This window comes from Salicola sp. Rm-C-2C1-2 (assembly GCF_040196175.1).
GTDB lineage: Bacteria > Pseudomonadota > Gammaproteobacteria > Pseudomonadales > Oleiphilaceae > Halospina.
The window spans coordinates 136,892-159,646 of record NZ_JBEFNF010000001.1 but is presented as its reverse complement, the minus strand read 5'-3'; the positions used below and the strand labels follow the sequence as shown (position 1 = coordinate 159,646).

Below are 22,755 nucleotides of genomic sequence, written 5' to 3'. Positions count from 1 at the left end.
GCATGCGAAATCCATCGGTACCAATCTATGGCGGACACAGCAGGACGGCCGGACCTCTCGCTTCCGGAACGCAAGCTCAGCAGCCTCTCTTTCTGTGAGGCATCGCCGCGTGCCTTCAAAGACTGGGTGGAAAGTCTGCCGCTCGCGAATGTGGGAGAGTCCGCACGTCAGCTTTATCACGCCATTATTGAACTAAACCAATTGGATACCACGCCTGCACTGCGCATGAAGCTGCTGGGTTTACTCCGGCCGCAGCTCAACCTCACCTGCGAGCAGCTCTCGCAACACTTTCTGGGCCACTCCATTGCCCTGACGGCCAAACAACGCAAGGTGGCCAACCTTGCCCAGGCGCTGCAGCGCCACCTGGCCACAGGCTACAAGATCGTTGTGAGCCAGTTGGCAGCCACGGCGCATCCAGACAGACAGAAGATGGCAAACGCCAGAGCCTGCCACAGAGCCATTGTCAGCCTCGGAACCACTCTGCTCAGAGCGAGCCAGCTCTACGCGCCCAACCCGGACGGCACCTGGTATGAGATCCACCAGATTTTCAGCTGGGCCCTTTCAAGGCAGATCACAGGTATCGCCATAGAAGATCCGGTCAACCAGTACTACAGTGAAACGACCATTGAGGATGCCTATAAGCGACTGCTTCTGCTGGGCTGCTGCCGACCCAACCAGCTCCGCCAGAGGGAACTGCAGGACGTTTATGGGCTGTTTGAGTGCTGGGCTGGCTATACGCGACTCCTACACAGAGGCATGGCTGAGGCGCTTTTCGTGGTCAACCTCAATCAGGATGCCCCTCCGACCTACCGCAACCTGCTGCGTTCACCACTAACCAGTCATCACCTGGGCTTTGACAGCACTGAGCTGGCGGAACGACTGGTCAACCTGGCGGAGAACGTAGATGGGCGCGCTCCAGCCGATGCGCCGGAGCTGCCAACAAAAATCACCGAAGCACTTCTCATGCACCTGGGTCGGGCGCTGGGTGTTCTGACCAAACGCGCTTACAAGCGTATCGACAGTTGCGGTCACCTGAAAGTGGCAGTCGGGATGACTGCGACTCATTATTTCTGTGCCGGCCAGATCACCTTTAACCGATTCGTGAACAGCCAGGACAGCGCCCGGGATGACAACGTCTTCCTGGGCGCAGCGCAGCGGCGCAATGACCCCTGGGCCAATGCGATTGATGCCGGGCATCACGAAGCCATGACCTCTCCGGATACCCCCATCAACTTCCGCGGAGCCGGAGGCGATATCGCCGGCGATAATGAGCTTGTCTACCCGCTCTACGATGTCAGCATTGAAAACACCAGTCCTGGTGGCTATTGCATCAATTGGGACGCGCAAATGCCAGCCAGTCTGCAGACTGGTGAGATTCTAGGCGTACGCGAAAACAACGACCAGCCATGGAGCATGGCGCTCATCCGGTGGATACGCCAGGGTGGCCAACGCAGCCCCCAGCTGGGTATTGAGCTTATGGGCCCTGGCGCAACGCCCTGCGCTCTGCGCCTGAACAACAAGACCGGCAGTGGCAGCGAATTCCTGCGTGGACTGCTGCTGCCGGAAATCAGTGCCATTGGCCAGCCGGCAACCCTGCTCACACCGCGACTCCCCTTCCAGACCGGACACCGTATAACGTTGCTGCGTGACGGCGAGCAGGAGGCTGCCCAGCTCAGCCGCCGGGTGTCAGCGACCAGCAGCATCAGCCAATTCGAGCTGCGCTTTCGCAACCCCACCGGCGAGCGTCGTCGCGGTACTGGTGACGACGATGACTTTGATTCACTCTGGCAATCCCTGTAAAACTGTGTCAGCCAATTAACCCGGGGAGTTCGCACGGCATCATGCCCCAGAAGACTGAGACCATTCACCTGCTGCTTCTTGATCCCTCCCAGAACGATGCGGAGCAGGTAGTAAGCCTGTTGCGCAATGCCGGGCGCGCCACCCGCGCCCACAGGATCACTTCGGCACAGGACTTTGAGGAAACCCTGAGTACGGGAACCTGGGACCTAATGCTCATCCGGGACGCTGAACAGGAGCAGGAGCCCACCCCGGAAGAGGCGCTGGACCAGATCCGGCGCCAGGACCGGGATCTTCCCACCATCCTCATGACCGGAAACGACGATGGCGAACGCCGCAGCGCCATTATGGAGCGCGGAGCCCAGGACGCGGTTGCTTTTGACAACTCCACCCTGCTGCGCCAGGTCATTGATCGTGAGCTGGGCAATCTGCGGGAGCGCCGCGAGCGCCGTTCCCTGGCCGGCCACCTCAGGGATGCGGAACAGCGCTGCCATCTGCTTCTGGAAAGCTCCAAGGATGCCATCGCCTATATCAATGATGGCTTACACGTCTATGCCAACCAGTCCTACCTGGAGCTGCTTGGCTATGAGGATCCGGATGACCTGCTGGCGCTGCCGGTGCTGGACACACTCAAGCGCGACAGCCAGCAGAACTTCAAGGAAGCCATGAAACAGTTCCGGGAAGGCGAGGCACCTCAGGAGCCGCTGAGCGTGACCATCGAGCGCCCGGATGGCGAGACCATCGAGATCACTGCTGAACTGTCCGCCGCCACCTATGATGGCGAACCCTGCATCCAGATCGTCGCGCGACCCATGCAGGACAACGCAGAGCTGGCGGAAAAGCTCAGGGAGATCAGCAGCAAGGACGTGCTTACCGGGCTCTACAACCGCCATCATCTGATGGATACGGTTTCCCAGACCATAGCGCGGGTCCAGAAGGACGGCTCGGATGCGGCACTGGCCTATATTGCCCTAGACGAATTCGTACACAAGAAAACCCAGATCGGCATATCCGGAGCGGACCTTGTGATCGGTGATATGGCCGGCCTGATGGCCGCATGCGCCACAGAGAACCAGGTTGTAGCCCGCCTCAGTGATGATGCCTTCTGCATTCTCGGGCCACAGGACACGGTCGAGAGCATTAAGGCGGTCGCCGAAACACTGCGCCGCCGGGTGGAGGATCACCTGTTCGAGGTTGCAGGCCGCACACTACAGCTGACAGTGAGCATCGGGATCGCCGCGATTACCGAAAACGCGCCCCAAGCGGAAGATCTTGTAGGGCGCGCGCACACCGCCGCAGACGAGGTTCGCCAGAAGGAGGGACATGAAACCGGTAACGGCATCAACGTCTACGAACCTCAGCTTCAGACTCAGGGCAGCCCGGACGGTACCGCCGATGCGATTCAACAGGCACTGGATAATGACCAATTCAAACTGCTTTTCCAGCCCATCATCAATCTTCGTGGCGAGGGCGAGGAACACTACGAGGCTTTCGTCCGGATGCTGGATGACAATGGCAGGGAAGTGTCACCGTACGATTTCCTGCCGCCCGGTGGCCCCGTCAACACAGCGGCCAAAATCGACCGCTGGGTTGTGCTTCAGACCATCAAGCAGCTGGCTAGCCATCGCTCCAAGGGGCATGAAACCAAGCTGTTTCTCAACCTGACCGCCGAGACGGTCCAGGACCAGACCTTCCCCTCCTGGTTGGGCGTGGCGCTCAAGGCAGCCCGGCTACCGGGGAACTCTCTCATCTTCCAGATCTCGGAGCGTGATGCCACCACTTACCTCAAGCAGGCACGGGATTTCTGCAACGCGCTGCGCGAACTGCACTGCTCGCTGTCCATCACTCACTTCGGGGGAGCACTGAACCCATTTAACACGCTCAAGCACCTGGAGGTGGACTACATCAAACTGGACGGTTCCTATACCGACGAAATCCAGAAAAACGAACAGTCGCGCCAGACAGTCAAAGAGATGATCCAGAGCCTGCACCAACAGGGCAAGCTTACGGTCATGCCCCTGGTCGAAAGTGCCTCAGTACTGGCCACCATCTGGCAGGCCGGCGTCAACTACATTCAGGGCTATTACCTGCAGGCGCCGGCGGCAGCCATGGATTACGATTTCGGCGAGGGCGACTGAACGCCGCAACCGCCTCTACTGATCCCGGTTCATAGCGACCAGATCCGGGGCCCTGTCGGACTCACGGTAACCGAGCAGATACAGGATGGCGTCCAGCCCCAGCGTTGAAATGGAATGGCGGGCGGACTCTTTCACCATCGGCTTGGCACGGAAGGCCACGCCCAGCCCGGCTTTGCTGAGCATGGGCAGGTCATTGGCGCCATCACCCACCGCGATCACCTGTTCCAGCCGGATGCGTTCGTCATCCGCGATCTGTTCCAGCAGTTCGGCCTTGCGCTGACCGTCCACGATCTGTCCGGCCACTTCGCCGGTCACCTGCCCCTCCCGGATCTCAAGGTCGTTCGCATAGACATAGTCTATATTGAGCCGCTGCTGCAGATGCCGCGCGAAGTAGGTGAAACCGCCTGACAGAATTGCCGTCCGGTAACCAAGGTTGCGCAGGGTCGTAATGAGCCTTTCAGCACCTTCCGTCAGCTTCAGGCGCTCCGCCACGCGCTCAAGCACTGACTCCTGCATGCCTTCCAGCAACGCAACCCGCTCGCGGAAGCTCTGACTGAAATCCAGCTCTCCGCGCATGGCACGCTCAGTAATCTCCGCCACCTTGTGGCCCACGCCAGCCTCGCTGGCCAACTCGTCGATCACCTCTGCCTCGATCAGGGTTGAGTCCATATCAAAAACCACCAGCCGGCGATTGCGCCGATAGATGGAATCCTCCTGGAAGGCGATGTCCACATTCAGGTCGGTGGCGATGTGCAGAAAGTCCGAGCGAAGCGCCTCCAGATCCTGGGGGGTGCCGCGCACCGAGAACTCCACACAGGCGATGCGATCACTGCGCTCAAGGCTGGTGCGTCCGGACAGGCGCGCAATATTGTCGATATTGAGTCCGTGTTGCGCGGTGATGCTTGAGACCCGGGCGATCTGATCCGCAGTGATGTCCCGCGCCATGAGGGTCACCACATAACGCCCACGGCCCTTACCCTGGACCCACTCATCGTAGGCTTCCTCCGTAATGGGCTCGAAACGCACCTGCAGATCCAGTTCATGGATGCGGAAAAGAAGTTCCTTGAACACCTGTGGCGCGTTGTTCTCCTCGGGGATCTCGGCAAGAATGCCCCAGGTCAGGTGGTCGTGGATCACAGCCTGGCCCACATCCAGAATGCGCACATCGAAGCGCGCCATGATGCCGGTAATCTCCGAGGTCAGTCCGGGCTTGTCGCGCCCGGAAACATTGATCAGTACCAGTTCACTCATCCGTTGAAGACGCCTCCCCAGCGTTGTCGTGTTCAATCACTTCGATACGGTCAACCCGCTGGAGCCCGCGCGGCAGCTTATGACCACGCCGCCCACGCTCGCCCCGGTAATGCTCAAGGTCACTGAAACGCAGCGTCAGGTGGCGTTTACCCGCATGGAGCACCAGCTTATCGCGCTCGCCAAAGGTGGTCACCGCCACCATGGACTCCTCACCGCTGCGCACCTGTGCTGGAGGGATCCCCAGCATCTTGTTGCCTTTGCCCTTGGCCAGTTCGGGTAACTCGCTGAGCGGAAAGACCAGCATACGCCCCTCGGTAGAGACAGCCGCCAACCAGACGTTGTCACCCGCTCGCACAAGCTGCGGCGCCAGTATGCGCGCTTCCTCTGGCACGTTCAGCACCGCCTTGCCATTGCGGTTGCGGCTAACCAGTGACGCCAGCGGTGTCACGAACCCGTAACCCGCTGTTGTGCTGAGAAGCACCCGCCCTTCGCCAGCCATCACAAGCCCTGAAAAACCAGCGCCTGTCGGCGGGTTGATGCGCGTAGTCAGAGGCTCGCCCTGACCCCGGGCCGATGGCAACGTGTGGGTATTCAGTGCATAGCTGCGCCCGGTGGTGTCGAGCACCAGCGCCTGCTGGTTATTACGCCCTCGCGCGGCTAAAGCGAAGCGATCCCCGGCCTTGTAGCTGAGCCCGGCCGGATCAATATCATGGCCTTTCGCAGCACGGATCCAGCCTTTCTCTGAGAGAACCACGGTCACCGGGTCACCGGAGACCAGATCGGTCTCGCTGAACGCTTTCGCTTCGCCTTTGGCCTCAATGGGGCTGCGCCGGTCGTCGCCGAAAGTCTCGGCATCCGCCTCAAGCTCGGATTTGATCAGCTCACGCATCCGATCCTCAGAGCCCAGGGTCGCCTGGAGACTGTCACGCTCCTGCTGCAGCTCCTCCTGTTCGCCGCGGATCTTCATTTCCTCAAGTTTGGCGAGGTTGCGCAGCTTGAGTTCCAGTATGGCCTCAGCCTGTTCATCCGACAGGCCAAAGCGATCCATCAGCACTGGCTTGGGTTTATCCTCGTCCCGGATGATTTGGATGACTTCGTCAATATTGAGATAGGCAACCAGCAACCCCTCAAGTATGTGCAGCCGTGCCTTCACCTTACCCAGACGGTGTTCCAGGCGGCGGCGCACGGTCTCGTACCGGTATTCCAGCCATTCAGACAGCAGCCCGCGCAGATCTCGCACGCGGGGGCGCCCATCCAGCCCGATCACGTTGAGGTTCATCCGATAGTTCTTTTCCAGATCCGTGCTGGCAAAAAGATGCTCCATGAGCCCGTCGGTATCCACACGGTTGGTGCGCGGTGAGATGACCATTCGCACCGGATTCTCATGATCCGATTCATCGCGCAGATCGCTGACCATGGGCAGCTTGCGGGTCTGCATCTGATGCGCGATCTGCTCCATGATACGGTTGCCGGAGACCTGATGCGGCATCGCCGTGATCACGATATCACTGCCCTCCAGCTGCCAGCGGGCACGCATGCGCAGCGTACCGCGCCCGGTGCGATAAAGCTGACGCAGGTCCTGCCGGGAGGAGACGATGGCCGCGCCTGCCGGAAAGTCAGGGCCCTGAACGTGGTCACAGAGGGTATCCACCTCGGCCCCGGGTTCATCCAGCAGGTGAATGCAGGCAGCAGCCACCTCGCGCAGGTTGTGCGGCGGAATGTCCGTGGCCATACCCACAGCGATACCGGTAGTGCCATTGAGCAGCACATGCGGCACCCGGGCCGGCAGTGTGGCGGGCTCATTCAGGGTTCCATCGAAATTCGGCTGCCAATCAACGGTGCCCTGGCCCAGTTCACTGAGCAGCACCTCAGAGAACTTCGCCAGCCGTGCCTCGGTGTAGCGCATCGCCGCAAATGACTTAGGATCGTCCTGACTCCCCCAGTTGCCCTGACCATCCACCAGCGGGTAGCGGTACGAGAAGGGCTGGGCCATGAGCACCATGGCCTCATAACACGCCGAGTCACCATGCGGGTGAAATTTGCCCAGCACATCGCCCACAGTACGGGCAGACTTTTTGTACTTCGCAGTGGCGGAAAGACCCAGCTCGGACATGGCATAGACGATCCGGCGCTGGACCGGCTTGAGGCCATCGCCGATATGCGGCAGCGCGCGGTCGAGGATGACGTACATGGAGTAATCCAGATACGCCTTCTCCGTATAATCGCGCAGCGCAACGCGCTCATAGCCCTCGTCGGTAGTCTCGAATTCCGGCATAGGCTCTAGGTGCTCCGTCATGGGTGGGTGCCCGTCTCGGGCAAAGCGCCATTATAGGGAGCCTTACGCCGGACTCCAAACCTATGGTAGTGGATTTCCCGAATAGAGGCTGGGCAACGCTCAGGGCTAACGTTGGTATAGCTTCAGCGATCATCCCCCTATCACGGTGGAACCGAAACCCCTTATGGCATCGAGTCGAACACGCGCTGCGCGTCGGGCCGCGGGCCACGGACTCATGGTGGGCCTTGTCACCTTCGTTCTGATTATCGTGGTGGAATACATGTGGGCTGGCGAGCTCGTCGACCTCCGCCTTTACGGGCTTACCAGCCTGGGAGTGAGCTTACTCGTATTCCTTAATCTGTTCCTGAGCCGGGGCGAGCGCCGGCCCCGTGATGAGGCCGCCGGGCGCTCACGCCGTCATCACTGACGGATCCCTTCCACTGACAGCATCAGCGTTACTTGCTCGGCCTGCGGCCCGAGATCGTAATCAATACCGAAGTTTTCCAGGGTCAGCTTCGTCGTGCCCTCAAAGCCCATGCGATAGTTGCCCCACGGATCCTCACCGTGTTTGATCATTTCCATTTCCAGATCAACCTCACGGGTGACGCCACGCAGGGTGAGATCACCGGTTACCGTGGCGGTGTCGTCACCTGTCATTTCAACGGAGGTACTTTCAAAGGTGGCCTTCGGGTACTCATTCACGTAAAGAAAGTCTTCCTCGCGAAGATGTTTGTCGCGCTCGGAATGGTTGGAATCCACGCTGCTAGTGTCAACGGTAACGCTGACCGATGACTGCTCCGGATTGTCGGCGTCATACTCGAAGCTACCGTCAAAATCGTTGAAGCGCCCATAGAGAGTGCTGAAGCCAAGGTGGCTGATGCGGAACTGGATGAACTGGTGCTGACCGTCACGGTCAAACTCGTAAAGGCCACTGGGATCAGCAGCCAGGGCCTGGCCGGCACTGACCATCGCCACCGTGGCTGCCGATGCCACAATACCGCGCGTCAAGTTTTTCAGATTCATGATGTTCTCCTTCTGTGTGTTGTTTACTGCTTCTCATGGGGTTGTGATTGGAGCAGCTTCATGCACAGCATCCGTCGCAGCGTGTCATCACCATCCCAGAAATGATGTTTGAACGCGGCCAGGCCATGCAGGCCGGCGAGAATGACCAGAATCCAGCCCATCCAACGGTGCCAGTCCCCCGCCATATCTTCCATCCCCTGCAACTTGCCCGTGATTGCGGGTACGCTGAACCAATCAAAAACCGCCACACCGCGCCCGTCAGCAGTTGATATGAGATAGCCGCTGACCACCATGGCCAGCATCAGCGCGTACATCAGCCAGTGCACGCTATGGGCACTAAAGTGCTCCACCCGCGTGTGTCCCGGCACCGGTTTGGGAGGCGGCGAAGTAAATCGCCACAGCAGCCTCAGCACAAGAGCCGCTCCCAGCAGCAGTCCGACACTGCGATGCCAGTCCGGTAGCACATTGCGTAGTGGATCCATATACCCCAGATCCACCATGTACAACCCAACTCCGAACAAGGCCACCACGACTAGCCCCATGACCCAGTGAAAGCCAACGCTGACAATGCCCCAGCGGATCCTTGAATTGCGCCACTGCATCGTTGCCTGCCTCCCTCGCTTACTAACGCCATTTTAGAGTAGCCCCTGACACCACCCCGGTAAAACCGAAAAGTTTTGTTACGGATCTTCAGAATATCTGATCATTATCAGTGTTTTTCTTGCCTTGTTTCGATATCGGGGATGTCATTACATTGATGAGATTGGCACAATCCAACGAACCTGCCCCTGAGAAGGCCAACTCAACGGATGTCGTCCAAAGCGCAGTCAGAGGCCCATGCCACCATTCGACCAGAGCAGTACAGTGACGGACTTTGAGCGCATCAGCGCCCGGCTTTCCCCAACAGACGACCGGGATGCCTGGATGGGGCGCTACGAGGGTTTGGCACTGCGCACAGCACTCCAGCCAATCTTCAGTATCTCCCATAAGCGAATTGTCGGCTACGAAGCCCTGATCCGCGCTTACGACAACGACGCGTCACCGGTTCTTCCCCCCCATCTGTTCGAGCTGGCTCAGGATCATCCTTCGAACCTGCTACTGGATCGCCTGTGTCGGACCCTTCATGTTCGCAACTTCCAGAACGTGGCGGATGAAATAAACTGGCTTTTTCTAAACGTGTCCCCCCAATGCATGGCCAGCGGCATGCAGGCCGATGCCTTCTTCGGCAGTCTGCTTCAGGATTTGCAATTCCCCGCGCATCGCGTGGTGGTGGAGATTGTCGAAAAGCCCAGTGACGATCCCAACCTGCTGCGTCGCACAGTGGAGTATTACCGTTCACTGGGCTGTCTGACGGCCATCGACGACTTCGGCGCCGGCCACTCGAACTTTGAACGCATCTGGAATCTGCGCCCGGACATCGTCAAGCTTGACCGCCAGATGCTGGCGCGGGCCACAGAAGAGAAGCGCACCCGCCAGATCCTGAAGGGCATCGTCTCACTACTCCACGAATCCGGCTGCCTGGTTCTGATGGAGGGTGTGGAATCGCGTGACCAGGCGCTTATTGCCGTAGATGCGGGGGTTGATTTCGTCCAGGGATTTTATTTTCACCGACCCACAACCGAGCTTGGCAGTGCTGTTCAGGGCAATGCCGACTTCGAGACGCTGCTCGAGCAGTACAAGCGGGACAAACAGCAACAGTCCGACCCAACCCAGACGATCACCAGCTTTTTCAGTCACCGTTTTGAGCGGGTCATCAGCTTTCTACAAGCGGGCAGCGATTTTGGCAAGGCCTGCGAGCCGCTCGTCAATCATCACACTGTCTCCCGCTGCTACCTCATCGGTGATGACGGCGTTCAGGTCCATGACAGCATGCTCTCGCCGGAAAGCGCGCATCGGCTGGACCCGCGTTTCCGGCCACTGGAGAATACCAGCGAAGCCGACTGGTACCGCCAGCATTACCTGCGCCGCGCTCTTCGCCACCCTGGCGAACTCCAGATCACCCGCCCTTACCTTTCGGCAACTGGCGCACACATGTGCATCACGCTTTCGCGCGCCTTCGTCTATGGTGACCGGAGCCTGGTACTGTGCTGCGACATTCTTACGGGCGAACAAGCCGGAGACTGAGCGACACAGGTACGATACGTCCGGCTCAGTGCAATTCCCACGGAGAGCGAACACGTGTTAGCTTTATAAGCTTTGCACGCGTAGTCAACGTGTGGGAACAGAGTATCAAGCATTCCGAAACAGAGTCTGTTACCGTAACAGCTGTAATTCTCAGGAGATCGCCATGACAGTGGCTCAATTTGACAAAGCTGATCTGGAACGCTGCGGAAGAGGCGAACTCTTCGAAGGCGACATGCGGCTGCCGGTCGACCAGATGCTGATGCTGGACCGGATACCCCACATCAGTGATGACGGCGGCGAGTACGGTAAGGGCCAGTTGATCGCGGAACTGGACATTGATCCGGATCTCTGGTTCTTCCACTGCCACTTCAAGGGCGATCCTGTCATGCCGGGCTGCCTAGGGCTGGACGCACTATGGCAGCTGACCGGTTTCTTCCTGGCCTGGACTGGCGGCCAGGGGCGCGGTCGAGCACTGGGCTGCGGTGAAGTGAAATTCACCGGCCAAGTGCTACCCTCCAATGAAGTGGTTCGCTACCAGCTGGACATCAAGCGTATTGTCCGTCGGGGCATTACCATGGGCATCGCCGATGGGGTCGTCTCAGTGGATGGACGCCCTATCTACCATGCGAAGGACCTGCGTGTCGGGCTCTTCACTTCCACGGAAAACTTCTGAGGCAAAGACAAGCAATGAGACGTGTCGTGATTACCGGGATGGGGATCATCTCCAGCCTGGGCAACAACCAGCAGGAGGTCACCGATTCCCTGCGCCAGGTCCGTTCGGGCATCGAACTCAGCGAACAGGCGCGGGACAACGGGCTTCGAAGTCATGTCTGGGGCGGTATCCACATTGATCCGAAAGAGCACATTGACCGCAAGCTCTATCGATTCATGTGCCCCGCCTCCGCCTACGCCTACTTGGCGATGCAGGAAGCCGTACAACAGTCGGGGCTGACCGAACAGCAGATCAAAGCGGATACCACGGGCCTGATCATGGGCACTGGTGGTGCCTCCACGGTCGAGCTGATGGATTCCATCGACACGCATCGCGAGAAAGGCATCCGGCGGGTTGGCCCCTACCGTGTCCCACGGACTATGGGTAGCGCCATCAACGCCAACCTGGCCACCGCTTACGGCATCCGAGGTGTAAACTACGGCATCACCTCAGCCTGCGCGACCAGTGCCCACTGCATCGGCCATGCTGCCGATCTGATCGCACTGGGACGCCAGGATGTGATGTTCGCCGGTGGCGGCGAGGACCTGCACTGGACCCTGACGCTGCTGTTTGACGCGATGGGCGCGCTGTCGACCAAATATAACGATACGCCGGACAAAGCCTCGCGCACCTATGATGCGGACCGTGACGGTTTTGTGATCGCTGGTGGCGGCGGGGTCATGGCGCTTGAATCGCTGGAGCACGCCCAGGCGCGCGGCGCCAATATCCTTGGGGAACTGGTCGGCTTTGGTGCCACCTCCGACGGTGCCGATATGGTCGCGCCCTCGGGCGAAGGCGCTGTGCGCTGCATGCAGCAGTCGATGAAGAGCATCGATGAGCCATTGAGCTACATCAACACCCATGGCACCAGCACCCCCACAGGCGACGTCGTCGAACTGGATGCAATCCACAAGGTGACCGGCGACAACATGCCCCCGGTGAGCTCCACCAAGCCGCTGACCGGGCATTCACTGGGTGCGGCGGGAGTGCATGAGGCAGTGTACACACTGATCATGCAACGCGAGGGCTTTATCACCCCGTCCGCCAACATCGAGAATCTGGATGAAGGCGCCGAGGGCTACCCTGTACTGCGTGAAATGAAAGAGAGCGCAGACCTGCCGCTGGTGATGAGCAACAGCTTCGGCTTTGGCGGCACCAACGCCACCCTGGTTTTCCGCCGCTTCGACGGCTGACCCGCCGGCAGCGGGCCGGGGTCAGCCCACGACCTCGGCCTCGTTGCCGTGCTCTTCCAGCCAGGTGCGCCGGTCTGCGGCGCGCTTCTTGCCTAACAGCATATCCATGCGTTCGTCGGTGCCGTCATCCGGACTCAGCGACAGCTGTACCAGGCGGCGTGTGTCCGGTGCCATGGTGGTTTCGCGCAGCTGCAGCGGATTCATCTCGCCCAGCCCCTTGAAGCGCTGCGTCTGGATCTTGCCCTTGCGATTTTCCGCCGCCAGACGATCAACGATACCCTGCTTCTCATGCTCGTCGAGGGCATAGAAAGTTTCTTTACCCAGATCGATGCGGTACAGCGGCGGCATGGCCATGAACACGTGTCCGGCTTCCACCAGAGGCCGGAAGTGCTTAACGAAAAGCGCGCACAACAGAGTCGCGATATGCATACCGTCCGAATCCGCGTCCGCAAGAATGCAGACCCGGTTGTAGCGCAGGCCGGTCAGGTCCCCCGAGCCCGGATCCACGCCAATGGCCACTGCGATGTCGTGCACCTCCTGGGAACTGAAAATCTCCGACGACTCCACCTCCCAGGTATTGAGGATCTTGCCCCGCAGCGGCATGACCGCCTGGTACTCACGATCCCGCGCCTGCTTGGCGGAACCGCCAGCGGAGTCGCCCTCCACCAGAAACAGTTCCGACTGAGCCGGGTCAGTACCCGTGCAGTCCGCCAGCTTGCCGGGCAGCGCCGGCCCGGAGGTCACCTTCTTGCGCTGAACCTTGCGTGACGCTTTCAGGCGGCGCTGGGCATTGCCAATCACGAATTCGGCCAGCGCCTCGGCAATGTCAGTGTGCTGGTTCAGCCAGAGACTGAAAGCGTCCTTGACCACACCCGAGATGAAGCTGGCCGCCTCGCGCGAAGACAGGCGCTCCTTGGTCTGGCCGGAGAACTGCGGCTCCTGCATCTTGAACGACAGAACATAACTGCAACGCTCCCAGATGTCGTCCGGCGTAAGCTTGACCCCACGCGGCAGCAGGTTATGCAGCTCGCAGAACTCGCGCAGGGCCTCAAGCAGCCCCGTCCGCAGGCCGTTCACATGGGTACCGCCCTGGGTGGTGGGGATCAGATTCACATAGCTCTCGGCAACCACCTCGGTGTCTTCAGGCAACCACTGCAGGGCCCAGCTCACCATCTCGGTGTTGCCACTGACCTCGCCGGTGAACGGTTCCTGGGGCAGGCATTCCCGGTCCGACAGAGCGCTCTTCAGGTAATCGGTCAACCCGTCTTCGTAGTACCACTCATCTTTTTCACCGCTTTCCTCCTGCAGCAGTGTTACGGTCAATCCAGGGCATAGTACGGCCTTGGCGCGCAGGATATGGCGCAGGCGAGGAATCGAAAACTTCGGGCTCTCAAAGTATTCCGGATCCGCCAGGAAACTCAGAGTGGTACCCGTGTTGCGTTTGCCCACCGTATCGATGACATTCAGATCCTCGACCTTGTAACCATGCTCGAAGCGGATCCGGTGCAGTTTGCCATCGCGCCGGATCAAAACCTCCAGCTCCCTGGAAAGCCCGTTGACCACCGAAACCCCGACGCCATGAAGCCCGCCGGAATACTGATAATTGGCCTTGTTGAATTTGCCGCCGGCGTGCAGCCGGGTCATGATCAGCTCCACCCCGGGAACGCCTTCGTCCTGGTGGGCATCCACGGGCATGCCTCGGCCATCATCGGTCACCGACAGCCGACCATCCTTATGCAGCACCACGTCGATGCGCTTGGCGTGGCCACCCAGTGCCTCGTCCACACTGTTGTCGATGACCTCCTGCGCAAGATGATTGGGGCGGGAGGTATCGGTGTACATGCCGGGGCGCTTGCGTACCGGATCCAGCCCTTTGAGGACTTCAATGGAATCGGCGTTGTAATCGCTACTCTGGCTCATGGGCTCGACTGTCCTTCAACGGAAGTGAGGCGGCGACCGTGCGGCCGCCGACCTTGATACGCACGCAACAGTATCAGAGAACGGACAGGGTTTCAGCGCCGGGAAGGCGCCTCAAGGCTCAGCGGGAATCCGTCCGCATCCATACGCACGGAAAGGCTCGACCAGCTCTCGCCGGGAATGGCCAGGGCCAGACAGGGAGTTGTGATCACCTGAGCCATCATGGCGCCGCTTTCCGGCTCGGTGGCTTGCAGGTCGAGCGCCAGCGTCCCGTCCACCATTTGCGCCTGATCCAGATCGGCGCTGTATCCCGGCGTGGAGCGCTGGCCCAGATAAATCACGAGGACGTCATGGCCGACCTCCAGAGCCCCTTCCCCGGCCGGCAACAATCCATCCACCTCCGGGAAGTCGGACATTGACTGCACCAGGGTGAGACCAGGGGTCTCGTGGTTGCAGTGATCCGCCTCCGCGACCACATCAAGCCCGGAAAGGGTCTCCATTTCCGCCTGCCCCGCCTGGCACCCGACCAGTAACGGCGCCAGCAGGCTGATACCCAACGCTCGAAGACTCACCATTACCACAGCACCCTTCCCGGCAACTTATTGATCATTGATTCGACGGTAGCCGGGATCCGCCTGGGTATCAACCGGGCGGGTAAAGGCGGTTTCCAGTGTCACATCGAGATCCATTGTCTGGGTTACCTCTATAGGTTCGACTTGTCCAGTAACCGGGTACTCAGCACAGGCTTCGCCCGGACCACAGAAAGCACCATCACTGTCCATGTCAGTCCCCGCGATCAGGTAATACTCCCCGGGCTTAATATCCGACGTGTCAAACTCAAACTGGTAACGGCCATTTTCAGCTTCCACCACCTTCTGGATCGTCTTGAGCTGGTCATTGCCCTCATCGACGGGAGTCAACTGCACAAAATGGGCTCCCGCGTTGCGCTCCGCCAGTGGATCAGCAATGGTCGCGGTTACCGGAATCTCATAGCTGCGTTGGCTTTGCTGGTAGCTGACTCTGATCACGCCATTACGGGCGACACCGGGCGGCACGCCCTCATCTTCAAGCGTGACCTGATAGTCCGGAAACTGACCGGTTACTTTAAACCAGTCGCCACCGCCGGCCACATCAACGCTTGGCGGCGCAATACTCTGATCCGGACTCCCCACCTGTTCCAGAGTCAGGTCCATTACAGGTTCATCGCTCGAAAGTCGGATGAGGGCGGGATCCGGCGCCAACGCCGCGCGTCCACTGAAATCATCGGCGGCGGCCGCGGCATCCAGAAGACCGCGCCCTGTTTCAACGTCAAAGGTACCGTCCCCACGACTGACTTCTCCTTCCCTGATCAGGGCCCGCACCAGAGCCGGCTCGACATCACCCTGCTCCAGAAGCAGGGCCAGCGCGCCGGTCACATGAGGGGCTGCCATTGAGGTTCCGCTGAGCCCTCCGATCACCGGCTGCCTCTGATCGTTAGCCGAGGCGCTGTAGACCCTGCTGTTGTCATTATCGTTGCTGTAGCAGGCGTTGACATTACCACCGCCCGGAGCCAAAAGGTCGAGCCAGTTACCGAAATTGGAAAATGCGGCTCGCTTCCCGTTGCAGTCGGTTGCCCCCACCGCGATTACCGTCGGGTAGGCAGCCGGATAAAAGCGTTGGTCGCTGCCGGCGTTACCGGATGCGCCTACAACCGTGATGCCGGCAGCTTCCGCATCCCGAAGCACATCCGCCAGCTGCGGATTGGCGCTCTGACTGCCAAGGCTGAGGTTGATGAGATCCGCCCGGGGTTCGTTGCGGCCATTGATGACCCAGCGCACGCCTTCAATCACATCGGCAATGCTGCCTTCAGAGCCGCCCAGCACCCGCACCGGAAGTATATCGGCCGCGTGCGCAACACCTATTACGCCGACCCTTTTCGAATCCGCGCCCGCAATACCAGCCACATGGGTGCCGTGATAGTTGCCTGCCAGATCATCCGGAAACGACGCATCATTAACCGCGTCGAAACACTCCAGGCCGCAACGTATATTGGGGGCCAGTTGCCGGTGCCAGTCGTCCCCAGTGCGCAGAACCCCGGTATCCAGAACCGCAATGGAGATATCAGCCCCCGAGCTGCCCTCATTCGCGCCCCAGGCACTAGCGGCCCGAATCTGCTTGTAATGCCATCGTTGAGACGGGTAATCATCCAGTGACGGGGTGGCCTGAGCCCGCACACGATGATTGGGATAAGCCGCGGCCACATCAGGGTCCTTCCTCAGCTCTCTGATCCAGGCCAATGTCTCCCGCCGCAACGTCGTCTCTGAGGCGTCCGCGGGCAGCACCGCCTGCCTTTCCAGCGGCATCCGCATCCGGAACTGGCCCCCGCCCAATGCCCGCTGAGCGCGGGCATTGACGCCACCCAGGGCGGTGGCCCGAACGCCGCCTCCCGACCCACTCCCCTGACTCATGGTTACAATCGCCTCACCCGGCAGAAAACCGCCCGATGCTGGACTGATGATCTCACCCTGTTGCAGGGATGTGGCCCGGACGACATACCGAACCGGCCCCCCCTCCGATGCAGCCGTCAGCTCATGAATACCGTCCGCATTCGCCCGTAGAGACTTGATGCCACTGCTGTCGGGACCGGCGCTTGTGGCCGGCTCATCAACCAGTCCGAGCCTGAGTTCGGTCTCAGGCAGCTGCTTTCCCGATCCAAGAGGCGCGGGAAAGAAATTGATCGTGACCTGCTGACCCTCGTTCAGGGCAATCCTGAATGCATCAGAAGGATCACGGGGGTAGCTGCGACCGCTACCAGCCTGACCGTAGGTGCCGCTTCTCCCACTGATGTAGCCTCCAGCGATCACATTCCCGGGGAACGGATTATCGACATCATTCTGTGGTTCTTTCAGCGGTGAACCTCGTGATACCTCAAGGTCCTGCTTCTGCAGATTAAGAGCGGTGTCCGCATCCACCCGCGTACCCGATGCGATCTCAATCGTGCCTTTGAGCACACCGCGCGCTTCACTGCCACTGCTGCTGCCACTGCCACCACCCCCACCACAGGCAGTCACAAGCAGAACAGCGGTTGCGTTCAGGATAAGCCGTTGCAAGGGGCGTAGGAGCAACATCGCGCTCAACCTCGTGCCATCAAACCATGTCTGCATCATCCATGATGCATTTACGACCAAGCGGCCCTGAAGGGCTGCTTATACACAAGGTTTCACATGTGTCAGCCGTAAAACAACAATGGCACCAGCGCAACCAGAATCAGCGTCAGCCCCATTACCATCAGTGGCAAAATCAAACGCTGAAAGCGCCGGTATAGGTTGGGCGCCTCGGGCTCAGGAACCAACGCCTCTTTCACACCCACCACCTGTCGCGTCAGCAGATGATTGAGCGCTACCGGCGGTGTCAGATAGCCCAGCTCGAAGGCCACAATCGTCATAACCCAGAAATGGAGCGGATCCACACCCAGGCCTATGGCCGGTTGTGCGATGGTGGCAGAAACCAGCACCACTGCCGCAAATGGATCCATGAACATGCCGATAATGGTCAGCATCACCATGAGCGCCATGACCACAAGCACAACCGAGTCCGCCTCTGCCGGGAACAAGCCAGCGATAACGTGAGAGCGCTCAAGGACACCGCCAACCGTCATTGAAAGGCCTATGAGCGTCAACAACGCACCCACGTGGACAGCCGACTCGCCGGCGCCAAGGGCAATGCGTCGGCTGGTTCCCATCAGGCGGCTACCACCACCGTCATAGTCCAGGGCTACCAGCGCCATCATGATGATTGGCAGGATGATTGGCGCCGTGAATTCGTTGAACTTCATACCCAGCGCCAGCCAGAACAGGAATACCATCACAGTGATCAGGATCACGTCGGGAATCAGTGGCTTGAATGCCCGTAGTGACTGTCTCACCGCAACCCGCGAATCGCTGGCCCGTGGGCGCCATTCCTTCTCGCTGCGGGTCACCATCAGGGTGAAGAGAATGGCCGAGAGAATGAAAACCCAGAATCCCCAACCGAAGAGCTCGCCGGTAGTAACCTCCTTGTTCAGTGCGGCCACCACCACGATGAGCAGGCAGGGGTTAAGGACCACGCCCAGACTTCCGGACATGGCAGTTGTGGCCAGTGACAGCTGGCGCCCGGCACCGGCGCGTCGCAGTTCATCATAGACGGTACCGCCCACCGCCAGGATGAAGATGCCGGACGCGCCGGTGAACGCTGTTGGGAAGGCTGTAGCAAAAATCACCAACGAAGCCAGCGTGGCGGGCGGCAGCTGCCAGGGGTGCACCACCGCGAGCAGGCGTTGCGGGATCGTAGTCTGCTTGAGCATCATGCCCACGAACACATAGAGCCCGATGTTGACGAACAGCGACGCATGCTTAGTCAACTGGTTCAGGTAGACACCGAGCCCGACTGTATCCCAGTTACCACCACTTGAGAAATACAGATAGCCCATCACGCCCATCCAGCAATAGAGCGGGATAGCCAGGGGCGAGGAGATCCTGAACTTACCTCGGGGCAGATCAGATGGCATGCTGAATAACCGCAGGAGATTGATACCGGCCAGGATCGTGAACATCGCTATCCAGGCTTTCTGAAGCGCCTGGAGACGCCCTGTATCCGGCGTATCCATCAGATTCCCCAGGTGATTGTAGAGCGAATAGACCATCAGCAGGTTCACCACCAGCTGACCGCCTTCCGCCAGCATCCAATCCACCCGGTTGATGGGCGGGCGGATACTGATGTGGTGGTTGGCAAAAGCCGCAGTCGCGGCTCCGAAACCGAGCAGCATGATGAACAGGTACGTGGAGAGCGAGCGGTTGTCAGTAAGCCACTCAGCCATACCGCGTTCAACCGTCTTATACGCCACAAGCACAGGGGTGATGCGCTCCTGGTTGGCCTCATACTGCTCGTGACGATCCCGGCATCGCTCAACATTGCTCTCGATGGATCGCCGCAGCTGCTTCTCGCTCGGGCCGCCTCCGCCCAATCCGAAAGGGTCCTCTTCCTCGTCAGCAGAAAGCTCTTCCTGAACCCGTTTATCAATATCAACATCGGTTTCACAGCTCGGCGCTTCAGCCCCCGGGTCGAGGGAATAATACCCCGGCCAGATCTGCTCACCGAGTGCCAGCATACGGGTATGCATGGAGCCACCGAGCCCCATTAGAAGCAGAGCGATCAGCAGCAACAGCACGAGCGCGCCGTGCAGACGGCGCGCGTGCCCGGGGGCGCGGGCGCTCCCCCAGGAGGAAGACGATTCCGACATGACGACCTCGATACGTCAGAAGTGACGGGGGTTATTCACGATCCGGTGCCGTGCACTCAGAGGCATCCTGATTGATCCGGCAACGCACCTTGCGCAGCAATGTCAGCATCTCGCCGTGATACACCTGCTTGACTTCATCACCATTGGCATCAACACCATCCCGGAGCTCAATGCGGTTCTGACGGAACATCTCCTGATAATCCGCAATATCACTGCCCGGAATTTCAATCCAGGCATCATCCGGAATGGCCTTCTCATATTCCCTGACCCTGTCGAGCGCCATATCAAAGTGGTCGAATGCGACCTCACGGGAGGTCTGGGCCTCCTTATCGGTGAGCACATCATCACGCATTACGATCTGCATGGTCAGCTGACCGAGCGGATAATCCACAATACCGCCCTGATCCCCGATCCCGCGGTACAGTTCCAGCGCCTCATAGGCCCAGCCTGGCGCATAGGCGGCATCCACTGAGCGGTTGTTGAACTTGCCGCCGAAATCGGTGATCGAGGACGGCTCCACACTCGCATTCACGTAGTTGACCATGTGAACCGCATCCGGGTGATGATCGAGCGTTGCAATCCGCTTGCCAGCCAGATCCTCAACCGTATCCATTCTTCGGTCCGTCACGAACAGATAGGCAGCCCCCAACGGAAAAACCCCAGCGATTTCATAATCACCTTCTTTCATATAATCACTGGCGGAAGGCTTGTTGATGGCAGCGAGCACCGTCTCGAGATGCTCATAGGAGGGAATGGCACCCACAGCACTGAGTGTGCCCGTAAACCCGTTATAACGCCGGATTCGAAGGTCAGTGGCCGCCAGAGCGTCACAGTCACCCGCGGAAAAGGCGGACATGGCAACCCCTTCATCGGTATAGGGCTCCAGATTGAACTTGATGCCCTTTTCACGCATGTCGATCGCGTAGTTTTCCACCAGCGCATACTGGTCACCACTGGAACCGATCAGATCAAACACACACATATCAATTGCCTTGTCCTGAGCCTGCGCAAAAGGCGCCAGGCCAAGGCATAAAGCGGCTGTCAGACTGCGGAGTCGCATGGATCTCTCCTGTTCACTGTTGTTGTTGACCAATCCATAGGCCGGGAGCCGTTACAGCAGCCCCTCGGTATCAATACTGTCGCCCTCATCCTTGCCAGTGCCGGTCTCCCCGAAACGATTTTCCGGGGTGCGATAGCCGTGCTCACGGGTCCAGAGCCTGTCGGACACTGCCAAGGCAATGCGCATCGCAGCGAGATCAGCCAGCTGATAACGCTCCCACACGTCGAACTCGTCAGACGTCTCATCCAGATAAGCGAGAACCTTGGCGATGGTCTCATCACGCCCCACGTTCTCGGCCATCATCAGTTCAAAGGCCGCGGTAACACGCAGCCCTTTCTCAACACCGAGTCTGCGGTTGCGCGCGAGCACCTCCCAGGTACCAGCACTGATCTCAGCCGGCTTAAGATCCGGCAGCAAAACCCAGATGGTGGCCCGCAGACCTTGCGGAATACCGGCCCATTTCTGATTACTAACGCAATAGCTGGCACGCTCCACCTGGGCCGCCAGCCGCCGGGACACGCCAGCACGACCCTGTGCCTTGCCATCATTCAGCACCGCCTGGGCGCCAGAAATCAGCCCAAGAAGAAAGGTGATCTCGTCCTGATCGGAATCCAGCTCCGGGCATTGCGCATCCGGTTTGGGCTCATAACTGAAACCGGTCAGCATACGGTTGAAAGCACGCTGGCGGCGCTCTGCAGTCGTACCGTATTGGCGCTGCATCGCCTCGCGTGCATCCCGAAGCTCCTTGGTATTGCCCTGATAGTCCGCGCGCAGATAACGCAGCTCTTGTTCAAAGGCTTGCTGTTCCATGCAGATGCCCGCCAGAACAGACAACAGCGTTCCGGTCTTGGCGGGCTCGGTGGTCACGCGGGAGAAGGAGTAGAGCAGCGGATCAACAGATTCACCCAGTGAACAGGCTTTCTGCACATCAGTCATGGCGAGCACGTACGGCGTGTTCTCCGCCTCGGCGTAACCGGTCATCACATCACCGGTTATCTTGTGGAGGGGGTTCACGGAACACCCGACCAGCATCGTCAAGGCAATAAACACACCTGTGATGCGCGCCCCGGAGATGCCGTTATTGGTCTTGTTCGGCATAATCAATCTCCATCTGTCCTCAGCCGCCGGCAAGCGGATGTCTCCTTGGCTCGACAATCCCGGCTAATAACGCGCGAAAGGCACTATAGCTTGATTGTCATCAAGGTCGACAATGAAACGGCAGACAGGAGAAGGATGCAAGCACATGGGCTGGCCGAAATGTCGCTACTGTGACGTCGTTAAAGCGAGTAAGCACGCGAGGCAACGCGCCAGCCGCAACGACCCAATGTTTCAGGCAAGTCAGCTTGGCAGTGGGATCTTAAGCATCATCATGACATGGTCGGCCAGATCCTCGATGGTCATATCACCTTCGGGCCGATACCAGGTGATGGTCCAACTTAATGCACCCGTCAGGAACCGCCTCAGAATAAACGGATCGGCTTCCACCAGCCCTTCCGCCCTGGCCTGGGCCAGCGTCTGCAGCCAGATCCCCTCATAAACCTCCCGAAGTTCCAGAATCTCCGCTTGACTGGTTTCGGAAAGACTGCGCCATTCATACACCAACACCGCCATAGCCTCGCCAGTCTCACCATTGATCGACTCCAGCTCACACTGCACCAGGCAACGCACCGCCTCACGGGGATCGGCAACGGCCTCAAGACGCGACCGCATCCGGCCGGTATTCACCAGAATCGCCTCCGTCATCACCGCTTTCAGGATTTCTTCCTTGGTGCGGAAATGATGGAAGATACTCCCCGACTGTATTCCCACCGCCGCGGCAAGATCCCGCACCGTGGTGCGCTCATAACCCTTGTCCCGGAAGAGATGGGCGGCCTCGCGGAGGAGACGGCCACGGGGGGATTGCGGGTCGGTGAAGCTTGGCGGGGTGGCATCAATGGCCATGTCCTGGGACAAAGGGTTCTCTCTTCTTTGTTTGAGCGTAATAGCGGTTAGTTTAGCAAGCACCTAC

At 59.5% G+C, this 22,755-nt stretch carries 17 protein-coding genes; 6 read left to right on the top strand and 11 right to left on the bottom strand.

Annotated features, from left to right (window positions below):
• Positions 1 to 27: 27 nt before the first annotated feature.
• Positions 28 to 1,800: a cyclic-di-GMP receptor FimW-related protein gene (locus AAF659_RS00695; RefSeq protein WP_349749770.1), complete on the top strand. Its 1,773-nt coding sequence runs from the start codon at positions 28 to 30 to the stop codon at positions 1,798 to 1,800.
• Positions 1,801 to 1,841: 41 nt separating this feature from the next.
• Complete coding sequence (locus AAF659_RS00690) at positions 1,842 to 3,935, top strand: EAL domain-containing response regulator (protein WP_349749769.1); 2,094 nt, start codon at positions 1,842 to 1,844, stop codon at positions 3,933 to 3,935.
• A gap of 15 nt (positions 3,936 to 3,950) precedes the next feature.
• On the opposite strand, the gene serB is transcribed toward AAF659_RS00690, so the two are convergent.
• The gene (gene serB / locus AAF659_RS00685; RefSeq protein WP_349749768.1) at positions 3,951 to 5,186 is read right to left on the bottom strand and encodes a phosphoserine phosphatase SerB; all 1,236 of its coding nucleotides are present in this window, start codon (positions 5,184 to 5,186) and stop codon (positions 3,951 to 3,953) included.
• Positions 5,179 to 7,482 (bottom strand): DNA topoisomerase IV subunit A, encoded by a 2,304-nt coding sequence (parC, locus tag AAF659_RS00680; protein WP_349749767.1) that lies wholly within the window; start codon positions 7,480 to 7,482, stop codon positions 5,179 to 5,181. Before parC ends, serB begins: the two co-directional genes overlap by 8 nt.
• 163 nt (positions 7,483 to 7,645) lie before the next feature.
• Here parC and AAF659_RS00675 point away from each other — a divergent pair, with 163 nt between their 5' ends.
• The gene (locus AAF659_RS00675; protein WP_349749766.1) at positions 7,646 to 7,888 is read left to right on the top strand and encodes a hypothetical protein; all 243 of its coding nucleotides are present in this window, start codon (positions 7,646 to 7,648) and stop codon (positions 7,886 to 7,888) included.
• Here AAF659_RS00675 and AAF659_RS00670 read toward each other — a convergent pair.
• Positions 7,882 to 8,484, bottom strand: coding sequence for a YceI family protein (locus tag AAF659_RS00670; protein WP_349749765.1), 603 nt, complete (start codon positions 8,482 to 8,484; stop codon positions 7,882 to 7,884). The two genes, AAF659_RS00675 and AAF659_RS00670, sit on opposite strands and share 7 nt — an antisense overlap.
• Positions 8,485 to 8,507: 23 nt before the next feature.
• Complete coding sequence (locus tag AAF659_RS00665; RefSeq protein ID WP_349749764.1) at positions 8,508 to 9,086, bottom strand: cytochrome b; 579 nt, start codon at positions 9,084 to 9,086, stop codon at positions 8,508 to 8,510.
• Between the two features lie 235 nt (positions 9,087 to 9,321).
• On the opposite strand from AAF659_RS00665, the gene AAF659_RS00660 reads away from it, so the two are divergent.
• The 3 genes from AAF659_RS00660 (at position 9,322) to fabB (ending at position 12,513) form a co-directional block, all read left to right on the top strand.
• Positions 9,322 to 10,608 carry an EAL domain-containing protein gene (locus AAF659_RS00660; protein WP_349749763.1) on the top strand — a complete coding sequence of 429 codons (1,287 nt, stop codon included), beginning with the start codon at positions 9,322 to 9,324 and terminating at the stop codon, positions 10,606 to 10,608.
• A 163-nt stretch (positions 10,609 to 10,771) separates the two neighbouring features.
• Entirely contained in the window at positions 10,772 to 11,281 is a 510-nt protein-coding gene (fabA, locus tag AAF659_RS00655) for a bifunctional 3-hydroxydecanoyl-ACP dehydratase/trans-2-decenoyl-ACP isomerase (RefSeq protein ID WP_349749762.1), read from the top strand.
• A 14-nt stretch (positions 11,282 to 11,295) separates the two neighbouring features.
• Positions 11,296 to 12,513, top strand: coding sequence for a beta-ketoacyl-ACP synthase I (fabB, locus tag AAF659_RS00650; protein WP_349749761.1), 1,218 nt, complete (start codon positions 11,296 to 11,298; stop codon positions 12,511 to 12,513).
• A gap of 21 nt (positions 12,514 to 12,534) precedes the next feature.
• Here the strand turns inward: fabB and parE are convergent, their stop codons facing one another.
• From parE to AAF659_RS00615, 7 genes are all read right to left on the bottom strand, one after another.
• On the bottom strand, positions 12,535 to 14,433 hold the full coding sequence (gene parE, locus AAF659_RS00645; protein WP_349749760.1) for a DNA topoisomerase IV subunit B: 1,899 nt from the start codon (positions 14,431 to 14,433) through the stop codon (positions 12,535 to 12,537).
• A 92-nt stretch (positions 14,434 to 14,525) separates the two neighbouring features.
• Positions 14,526 to 15,005, bottom strand: a complete 480-nt coding sequence (locus tag AAF659_RS00640) for a protease complex subunit PrcB family protein (RefSeq protein ID WP_349749759.1) — start codon at positions 15,003 to 15,005, stop codon at positions 14,526 to 14,528.
• Positions 15,006 to 15,029: 24 nt separating this feature from the next.
• On the bottom strand, positions 15,030 to 17,537 hold the full coding sequence (locus tag AAF659_RS00635; RefSeq protein WP_349749758.1) for a S8 family peptidase: 2,508 nt from the start codon (positions 17,535 to 17,537) through the stop codon (positions 15,030 to 15,032).
• A gap of 101 nt (positions 17,538 to 17,638) precedes the next feature.
• Positions 17,639 to 19,687, bottom strand: coding sequence for a TRAP transporter large permease subunit (locus AAF659_RS00630; RefSeq protein ID WP_349749757.1), 2,049 nt, complete (start codon positions 19,685 to 19,687; stop codon positions 17,639 to 17,641).
• A gap of 31 nt (positions 19,688 to 19,718) precedes the next feature.
• Positions 19,719 to 20,747: a putative solute-binding protein gene (locus tag AAF659_RS00625; RefSeq protein WP_349749756.1), complete on the bottom strand. Its 1,029-nt coding sequence runs from the start codon at positions 20,745 to 20,747 to the stop codon at positions 19,719 to 19,721.
• Positions 20,748 to 20,798: 51 nt separating this feature from the next.
• On the bottom strand, positions 20,799 to 21,845 hold the full coding sequence (locus tag AAF659_RS00620; protein WP_349749755.1) for a hypothetical protein: 1,047 nt from the start codon (positions 21,843 to 21,845) through the stop codon (positions 20,799 to 20,801).
• Positions 21,846 to 22,085: 240 nt separating this feature from the next.
• Positions 22,086 to 22,700 (bottom strand): TetR/AcrR family transcriptional regulator, encoded by a 615-nt coding sequence (locus tag AAF659_RS00615; protein WP_349749754.1) that lies wholly within the window; start codon positions 22,698 to 22,700, stop codon positions 22,086 to 22,088.
• Positions 22,701 to 22,755 lie beyond the last annotated feature (55 nt).